5 protein-coding genes are annotated in these 7,274 nt (G+C 70.9%); 3 read left to right on the plus strand and 2 right to left on the minus strand.

Annotated features, from left to right (window positions below; translation table 11 throughout):
• Positions 1 to 18: 18 nt before the first annotated feature.
• The gene (locus O2V61_RS04310; protein ID WP_269182091.1) at positions 19 to 1,338 is read right to left on the minus strand and encodes a UDP-glucose dehydrogenase family protein; all 1,320 of its coding nucleotides are present in this window, start codon (positions 1,336 to 1,338) and stop codon (positions 19 to 21) included.
• Positions 1,339 to 1,919: 581 nt separating this feature from the next.
• Here O2V61_RS04310 and O2V61_RS04315 point away from each other — a divergent pair.
• The 3 genes from O2V61_RS04315 to O2V61_RS04325 all read left to right on the plus strand — a co-directional run bounded on the left by O2V61_RS04315 (position 1,920) and on the right by O2V61_RS04325 (position 6,579).
• Positions 1,920 to 3,956, plus strand: a complete 2,037-nt coding sequence (locus O2V61_RS04315) for an acyltransferase family protein (protein WP_269182092.1) — start codon at positions 1,920 to 1,922, stop codon at positions 3,954 to 3,956.
• On the plus strand, positions 3,953 to 5,620 hold the full coding sequence (locus tag O2V61_RS04320; RefSeq protein WP_269182093.1) for a glycosyltransferase family 2 protein: 1,668 nt from the start codon (positions 3,953 to 3,955) through the stop codon (positions 5,618 to 5,620). Before O2V61_RS04315 ends, O2V61_RS04320 begins: the two co-directional genes overlap by 4 nt.
• A gap of 71 nt (positions 5,621 to 5,691) precedes the next feature.
• Positions 5,692 to 6,579: a glycoside hydrolase family 6 protein gene (locus tag O2V61_RS04325; protein ID WP_269182094.1), complete on the plus strand. Its 888-nt coding sequence runs from the start codon at positions 5,692 to 5,694 to the stop codon at positions 6,577 to 6,579.
• 40 nt (positions 6,580 to 6,619) lie between these two features.
• Here O2V61_RS04325 and O2V61_RS04330 read toward each other — a convergent pair whose 3' ends face one another.
• Positions 6,620 to 6,862, minus strand: coding sequence for a hypothetical protein (locus tag O2V61_RS04330; RefSeq protein ID WP_269182095.1), 243 nt, complete (start codon positions 6,860 to 6,862; stop codon positions 6,620 to 6,622).
• Between the last annotated feature and the right edge of the window lie 412 nt (positions 6,863 to 7,274).

Raw genomic sequence — 7,274 nt, forward strand, 5'->3', positions numbered from 1 at the left:
GCGGTCGGGCCCCGGTCGTCAGACAGCCCGGCGGCCCAGTGCGCGGTAGGTCCAGCCGGCGGACTCCCAGCGGTCGCGGTCGAGCGCGTTGCGGCCGTCCAGCATCCGCTTCTGCCCGACGATCTTGCCGAAGGAGACCGGGTCCAGGTCGCGGTACTGCTGCCACTCGGTGAGCACCAGGACGGCGTCGGCGCGGTCGGCGGCCTCCTCGGGGGTGTCCACGGCGTCCAGCTGGGGCCAGCTGCGGCGGATGTTGTCCCCGGCCGCCGGGTCGGTGACCCGCACCGCCGCGCCCTGCAGCTGCAGCTGGGCGGCGACGTTGAGCGCCGGGGAGTCGCGGATGTCGTCGCTGTTGGGCTTGAACGCCGCGCCCAGCACCGCGACCCGCTTGCCGACCAGGGAGCCGTCGCAGACCTCGCGGGCCAGCTCCACCATCCGGATCCGGCGGCGCATGTTGATGTTGTCCACCTCGCGCAGGAACGTCAGCGCCTGATCGGCACCCAGTTCCCCGGCACGGGCCATGAACGCCCGGATGTCCTTGGGCAGGCACCCGCCTCCGAAGCCGAGGCCGGCGTTGAGGAACTTGCGGCCGATCCGGTCGTCGTGCCCGATCGCATCGGCCAGCTGCTTGACGTCGGCGCCGGTGGCCTCGCACAGCTCGGCCATCGCGTTGATGAAGGAGATCTTCGTGGCCAGGAACGAGTTCGCCGCGGTCTTCACCATCTCCGCGGTCGCGTAGTCGGTGACCACCTGCGGGGTGCCGGCGGCCACGATCGAGGCGTAGACCTCGTCCAGCATCGCCCGGGCGGTCTCGCCGTCGGGGCCGGCGGGCAGGCCGTAGACCAGCCGGTCCGGGTGCAGGGTGTCCTGGACGGCGAAGCCCTCGCGGAGGAACTCCGGGTTCCAGGCCAGCATCGCCCCCGGCACCTTGCCCGCGTACATGTCGGCGAGCCGGCCGGCCGTGCCCACGGGGACGGTGGACTTGCCCACCACGAGCTGGCCGGGCTCGAGCACCTCCAGCAGCGACTCCGCCGCGGCGTCCACGTAGCGCAGATCGGCGGCGTACTCCCCGCGCTTCTGCGGGGTGCCCACGCAGACGAAGTGGACACCGGCGTCGCCGGCCTCGGTCATGTCCGTGCTGAACCGCAGCCGCCCCGAGGCCAGGGAGGTGCCGAGCAGCTCCTCGAAACCGGGCTCGTAGAACGGCGCCTCGGCCCGCTGCAGCGCGTCGATCTTCGGCTGGTCGACGTCGATGCCGACGACGTCGTGCCCCAACTCGGCCATCGAGGCCGCGTGCACCGCGCCGAGGTAGCCGCAACCGATGACCGAGATCTTCATGGGAGCTCAATTCTGTGGGAAGACGGCAGTGCGCCGGAATGGGCGCCACTGCTGTGGAGGGAGTCGTCGAGAATGGTCGGCACGCAGGCGACCAATGGGGACTCGGAAATGGGCGGGCCAGTCGAGCGACACTGCCGTCGAGGCGTCCCGGACGAGCGTAAGGGGCCCCGTCGGCGTGTCGTCAAGTCGAGGAGTCGATACAGCGAGTGATGTCGGTCTCTCGCTCTGCGTAGTCGGACTGATGCGCTACGTTGTGACGAGAAGTTCCCCCAAACGCAACGTCGCAGGGTGGACGAGGCACCATACGTGCAGGTCATGATGGTGCAGACGCCTCGAGGACGAGGCGGGCTGACGCGCTACGCCTCCTCGAAGGACGCTCCGGGAGGCGTGCTCGGGTGGGTGACCCCGGAACGCTCGGTGATCATCTCCGACCCGGTGGTCACAGGTCTGGCGACCTCATCGCAACGTGGGCGGAATCGCCTACTGCACCACAAAGAATCCTTCGACTCGGGCACTCGCGTGCCCGGATGGGACATTGATCAACCGTGGTCACAATCTCCACGAGTTCCCTGCCATCGCCGGTGACGGACAGATCACCGACGCCGCATCGCCGATTCCGGGCGGACGTCCAGGGTCTGCGCGCCGTGGCCGTCCTGCTGGTCGTCCTCTACCACGCCGACGTGCCCGGCGTGACCGGTGGATACGTCGGGGTCGACGTCTTCTTCGTCATCTCCGGCTTCCTCATCACCGCGGCGCTGGTCGCCGAGGCCGAGCGGGAAGGACGCATCGCCCTCGCCCGCTTCTACGGACGGCGCATGCGCCGCCTGCTGCCGGCAGCGGTCATCGTCATGGTCTTCACGGTGCTGCTCGCCCGGGTGGCCCTGCCGGTGTCCCAGGTCCAGTCGCTCGTGCGGGACACCTTCTTCGCGGCCGTCTACGGCATCAACTACCACCTCGCGGCCGAGGGTGTGGAGTACCAGAACGCGACCGCCCCGCCGTCTGCGTTGCAGCACTTCTGGTCGCTGTCGGTGGAGGAGCAGTTCTACGTCTTCTGGCCCCTGCTGATCGTCCTGGCCCTCGTGCTGGGCCGGCAGCGGCGGTTCCGCACGGTGATGGTCGTCGCCATCTCCGTCGTCTCGGCCGGCACGCTCCTGGCCTCTGTCCTGCAGACGCCGGAGAACACCTCGCTGGCCTACTTCTCCATCCACACCCGGGCCTGGGAGCTGGGCGCAGGTGCCCTGCTGGCGCTCACCGCCCACCGTCTCGCCCTCCCCGACCGGGCGCGGGTGCTGCTGGCCTGGGGAGGCATGGCCGCGATCGTCGCGACCGCGTTCCTCTACACCGAGCGGACGCTGTACCCGGGGTGGGCCGCGATCGTCCCGGTGGCCGGTGCGGTGGCCCTGCTGGCCGCGGGCACCGGCGGGACCGTCCCGTCGATGCAGCGCTTCCTGGGGCACGGGGCCATGCAGTACATGGGCAAGGTCTCCTACGCCTGGTACCTGTGGCACTGGCCGCTGCTCGTGCTGCTGCCCGCGTGGGTCGGCTATGAGCTGGGCTGGGGCTACCGGGTCGAGATCGTCTTCCTGGCCTTCTGGGCCGCGGTGCTGACGTACTTCGTCGAGGACGCCGCCGCCCGGCACAGCCTCACCCTCCGCGGCTGGCTGGCGGCCGGGTCCGGCATGTCGGCTGTCGCGGTCCTCACCGCGCTGGGCATCCTCGTCACCCTGCCGAACGTGGTGGGCACCGGCGTCGCCCGGCAGGACGTGTTCGCCACGGACGTCACCTCGGTGCAGCAGGAACTGCGGGCGAGCCTGTCCCTGGCGGCCGTGCCGCGGAACCTGGACCCCGAGCTGACCCGGATCAGCGACGACTACCCGGCGACCACGGCAGCGGGCTGCCACCTCGACCTGCGCGACGTCCGGCAGGGCACCTGCCTGTTCGGCGACCCCGAGGGCGCCGAGGTGATGGTGCTGGTCGGGGACTCGCACGCGGAGCAGTGGTTCCCGGCCCTGGACGCCGAGGCCCGGGCGAACGGCTACCAGCTCTACTCCCTCACCAAGTCCGCCTGCCCCATCGCGTCGATCGGCACGGTCTACAGCAACGACCTGAAGCGCGAGTACTCCGAGTGCGACACCTGGCGATCCGAGCTCGGGGAGCGGGTGCGCTCGCTGGATGCCGACGTGCTGGTGTCCAGCCAGGCCGACGCCGTCCCGTGGGACACCGTCTCGGACACAGAGTGGGCGCGGGGGACGGTCAGCGCACTGCGGGACATGGCCGGGCCCGACACCTCGGTCGTCTACCTGGGGGACACCCCGGCCGCCCAGGCGGACCCGGAGACCTGCCTCCAGGAGAACGTCGAGCGGGCGGCGGCCTGCGCCTTCGACGAGTCGGGGTCCTTCCCCTTCCCGGAGCGGCGGGGCGCCGTGCAGGCGTCGGTGACGTCGGCCGGCTGGACCTACGTCGACACCCTGCCCTTCTTCTGCCGGGAGTCCTCCGGGGAGTGCCCGATGGTCGTCAACAACATCGTCCAGCCGCGCGACTCCACCGGTCACATGACCGCCACGTACTCGGCCTGGCTCGCCCCGGTCCTCGCCCCCCTCTTCCAGGAGCAGTCATGAAGCACGATTCCCTCCAGCAGCCGGCGACGATCGAGGCACCGCCGTCGTGGCAGCCGTTGCCCGGGGTCGCCCCCGCCGTCCCGGGGCTCCCGCAGGCGCCCTCGGTCGAGGACAAGTACGCATACATGGGGCGGCAGCACATCTGGTTCATCACGGCGCGCACCGTCGCGGCGTGCTCGGCCGCCGTGAGCCTCGTGCTGTTCTCGGCCACCACGCCGTTGCTGTGGTTGTTCTGGCCCATGGTGACCATCTTCATCGGCTACATGGTGCTGACCCACGTCGCGACGACCCGCAAGCGGCGGTTCTCCCGGCTGGACCACGAGCGCGTGGTGGACCTCTGGGACCCGGCGACCGTGCCCACCGTCGACGTCTTCCTGCCCTCGGCCGGCGAGCCGCTCGAGGTGCTCCGGAACACCTACGAGCACGTGGCCCGGCTGTCCTGGCCGGCGCGGGTCGACGTCCGGGTCATGGACGACGCGGACCGTCCCGAGGTGGCCGAGCTGGCCGCGGAGTACGGCTTCACGTACGCGGTGCGGGACAACCGGCCGCACATGAAGAAGGCCGGCAACCTCAAGTACTCCTTCGACCGGACCAGCGGCGACCTCATCGTGATCTTCGACGCCGACTTCTGTCCTCGGTCGGACTTCCTCACCGAGCTCGTGCCCTACTTCGACGACCCGGAGATCGCGATCGTCCAGTCCCCGCAGTTCTTCGACGCCGACAAGCACCAGCAGACCTGGCTGGAGGAGTGCGCGGGCTCGGTCCAGGAGAGCTTCTACCGCTGGGCGCAGGTGTCCCGTGACAAGCTCGGCGCCCCCATCTGCGTGGGCACCTGCGCCATCTACCGGCGAGCTGCCCTCGACGAGTCCGGTGGCTTCGCCCAGATCGGCCACTCCGAGGACGTGCACACCGGCGTCAACCTGCTGAAGGTCGGCTACAAGACCATCTACGTCCCGATCGTGCTGGCGAAGGGGCTGTGCCCGGACAAGCTGTCGTCCTTCATCTCCCAGCAGTACCGCTGGTGCCTGGGTTCGATGAGCCTGCTCGCGGACAAGGCCTTCCACGACGCGCCGCTGCGGTACCGGCAGCGGCTGTGCTTCTTCACCGGGTTCGGGTACTACATCAGCACCGGTGCCGGGGTGTACCTGCTCTCGCTGCCCACGCTCATCATGCTGTGGGTGCTGCCCGAGCGGATCGACGTGTCGAACTTCTACTGGCTCATCCCGACGTTCCTGCTCTACCCCCTCATCGCCCTGATCCACAAGACGCGCTGGCGGCCGGCGACCCTGCGGGTCTACACCATCTCCTCCTTCAGCCACGCCGCTGCCATCTGGCACGCCATGCGGGGCCGAGCAGCCGACTGGGTGCCGACCGGAGAGGTGCGGAAGACGTCGATGACGACCCAGGTCACGCGGCTGATGGTGGGCTGGACCGCAACGACCAACCTCCTCATGGCGGGCGGGGTGCTGAACTGGCTGCTGGAGGGGAAGCGCCTCATCGACGTCGCCCCGATCGCCTTCTTCTGCGCGCTGAACAGCTACATCTGGATGCCGATCGCGGCGCAGGCGTGGCGGGAGCGGCAGCGCCCGGAGCGTCGTCAGCGGGCCTGGCCGCGCCTGCGGGCCTGGCCGCGCCTGCGGGCGTTGAGCCGGCAGCAGGCCTGAGCGTGGGGCGCGGCCGAGCGCGTCCGCGGCCGCGCTCCCGCAGGTCTGCCCTGTCCGCGGTCGTCCGGTGGGTGTGCTGCGGACTGCTCGTCCTGCTGGCCGCCGGGTCGGCCAACAGCCTGGAGGTCAGCGACGTGGTGCTGTGGAACGGGCCGAAGCAGGTCGACCGGCACGTCAGCGCCCACCCGGAGCTGGGGGTGCTCGCCCAGCAGCCGACCTTCAACTGGATCGGGGACACCACCGAGCCGCGGACCGTCGGGTCCTGGGTGCAGGCAGCGGAGGGGCAGACCGTGCCGCTCGTCCTGTACGGGATCCCGGACCGGGACCTGGGCAGCCACTCGGCCGGGGGGTTCGCCACCAGCGAGGAGTACCTGTCCTGGGTGGGCGCGGTGGCCTACCACCTCGGGGACGCCCCGGCGATGATCGTCGTGGAGCCCGACGCGGTCGCCATGTCGCTGGAGATGCCCCCGGGGCTGCGGGAGGAGCGGCTGCGCACGCTCGGTGTCGCCATCGACGTCCTCGCGCGGACCAGCCCGAACGCGCGGATCTACCTGGATGCGTCCACCTGGGTCCCCCCGACGGTGATGGCCGGGCTCCTGCAGCGGGCGAACGTGGGAGCTGCGGAGGGGATCAGCGTCAACGTGGCCAACCACCTCGACGACCAGGCGGCTGCCGAGTACGCCGACACGGTCACGGAGCTGGTCGGAGTGGAGCACTTCATCATCGACAGCAGTCGCAACGGCCTCGGGTCCGACGGTTCCCGGGCCGACTGGTGCAACGTCCGTGGACTCGGGCTGGGCCGGCTCCCGGGGACCCTCCTCCCCGGCCGCCCCCAGCTGGACGGGCTCTACTGGATCAAGACGCCCGGGGTGTCGGACGGCACCTGCAACGGCGGACCGCCGGCCGGCCAGTTCTGGCTGTCCAGCGCCCTGGACCTGGCGGCGAACGCGAGGTCGTGAACCTGAGGTGTGGTGCCGCTGTCGCCGGCGGGCACCCGGGTCAGGCGATGGACCAGTTGTCGTCGGCCTCACGGCCGGCGCACTCGCTGCTGCAGAAGCGCCCGGCGTCACCCGCCAGCCCGGTGCGGGGCCGCACCTCGCAGTACGCGCACCACGCCGTCCGCACCAGCACGCCGGCTCGCCAGCGACGGCGCAGCCGCATCCGGAAGCTCGCCCGGCGCCTCGGCGGGCTCGTGGTGGTGGTGGTGGTGCGTTCGGTACGACCGATCGACCTGAGTCGCATGACCCGATCCCTTCCGTGGACTCCGATTCACCGGTGAATCGGCAGGCACAGCGCTGTGCTTGAGCATGCAAGCAGATCCGACCCATCGAGGGACAGGGCTCGCCCCAGCGGCGACGTCCGGCCCCGCCGGGCGCGTGACCGAGACGATCCACCGGACCCGGCGCATCGTGGGCCCCCGCGACCTCGATCGTCGGCGCGTCCCTCACGCCACGTGCCCCACTGGTCCCGGGGCGGTGGCGGTCGCAGCTCGTGAGGGCGGTGCCAGGTCCGTGGCCGTCCGGCACCGCACGGCGGCAGGGGCCGCCGCCGGCGAGGGGCTGCCGCTACCGGGGCTGGGCGGTGCCGGTGGCGGGGAGGGAGAGGTTGGGCTGGCCGTTCCAGTCCCCGGCGGTGGCGCGCAGTGCCCAGGGGG

Origin of the sequence: Modestobacter sp. VKM Ac-2985 (assembly GCF_026967925.1) — a bacterium.
Lineage (GTDB): Bacteria > Actinomycetota > Actinomycetes > Mycobacteriales > Geodermatophilaceae > Modestobacter.